Raw genomic sequence first — 1,325 nt, forward strand, 5'->3', positions numbered from 1 at the left:
CGGAGCGCGGGACGCCGGGCGCCGGGGGCTGCCGCGGAGGGCTGGGCGCGGGACGCCGGGCGCCTACACCGCCTCGTACGCCAGCCCGTCGTACGTCGTCACCGTTGTGCCGCCGCAGGCGGGAGCGGAGTCTCCGGGCCGCGCGCAGCGGTCGAGTTCGCACCAGATGCGCTTGCCGGTGCCCTCGGAGCTCCAGCCCCAGCGGTCGGCCAGGCCGTCGACGAGGGCGAGTCCGCGCCCGCCGGTCGCCTCGCCGTCCACACAGCGCGGCACCGGCGCCCGGCCGCTGCGGTCGGCCACCTCCAGCCGGACGGTGGCCTCCTCGCCCGGCTCGCCCGGCAGGGACAGGCACAGGACCGCCGGACAGCCGGTGTGCACCACGGCGTTGGTGACGAGCTCCGACACGAGCAGGATCAGCGTCTCCGCGAGCGGCTCGTCGGGCTCTATGCCGGAACCGGCCAGTCGCGAGCGGGCCCACCGCCGGGCACGCCCCACCTCGGCGGGGTCGGGCCGGATATCCAGCTGCACTCGAAGCACCTGCACCGCTCACACCATCCGAACCGGCGGACACTTAGGCTCGCGCCTCACGTAGGCCACGATCGTAGCCATTTTCTGCATGGCCAGAACAACGGCCGGGGCAGGGATCACGGACCGTGAATCCCTTGTGGCACAGCATGGTTGACGTACAGTCACCCCAACAAGCGCTTCGGGCATATTCCAGCGCGAAGGAGTACCCGTGGGGCATACTGTGCGACGCCCGGCCCGGGGAGTCGAACAGGCGGCGGCGACGAGCCCGGCCACCCGGCGAGCAGGGGCAGACACCAGCGGATCCGGCGCGGCCCCGAGGGCAACTCCGGTGCGGTGCGTGCTCATAACCACTCGCATCCCACACAAGGTACCGGAGCGGACGCCCGGCGACAGGCCGTGACGAGTCCCGCGCAGGGCACAAGAAGGTATCAACGCTGCGTGACCCCCCGATGCCACGATCCGTGACATCTCCCGGCCCCTCGCGCGGCGGAGGCGGGGAACTGCGCTGGCGGGAGCCCCGTTCAGGCGCCGTCGGCGAGCAGATCCACCGCCAGCCGTTCCTCACTCTCCGTGGCTCCGCCCGCACGGTGGGTCCGGATCCAGGCGCGCTCGAGGTGCAGTGGACCTCCGACTCCCAGGTGATGCCCATGCCGCCGTGCACCTGGAGGCAGTCCCGCGCGGAGCGCACGGCGGCCCGGTCGGCGAGCAGCCGGGCGGCGGCGATGTCCACCGGGTCGGCGGTGACGGCGGCCGCGCAGACCGCGGCGCGGGCCGTCCCGGCGCGCACCAGCATGCCC

General features: G+C 73.7%; 1 protein-coding gene and 1 pseudogene. Both read right to left on the reverse strand.

The window, feature by feature from the left end; all coding sequences use genetic code 11:
* Positions 1 to 63: 63 nt before the first annotated feature.
* Positions 64 to 528, reverse strand: a complete 465-nt coding sequence (locus G3I53_RS11165; RefSeq protein ID WP_164348323.1) for an ATP-binding protein — start codon at positions 526 to 528, stop codon at positions 64 to 66.
* A gap of 521 nt (positions 529 to 1,049) precedes the next feature.
* A pseudogene (locus G3I53_RS11170) lies at positions 1,050 to 1,325 on the reverse strand (acyl-CoA dehydrogenase family protein); the annotation flags it as partial.

Source organism: Streptomyces sp. SID14436 (genome assembly GCF_010548465.1).
GTDB lineage: Bacteria > Actinomycetota > Actinomycetes > Streptomycetales > Streptomycetaceae > Streptomyces.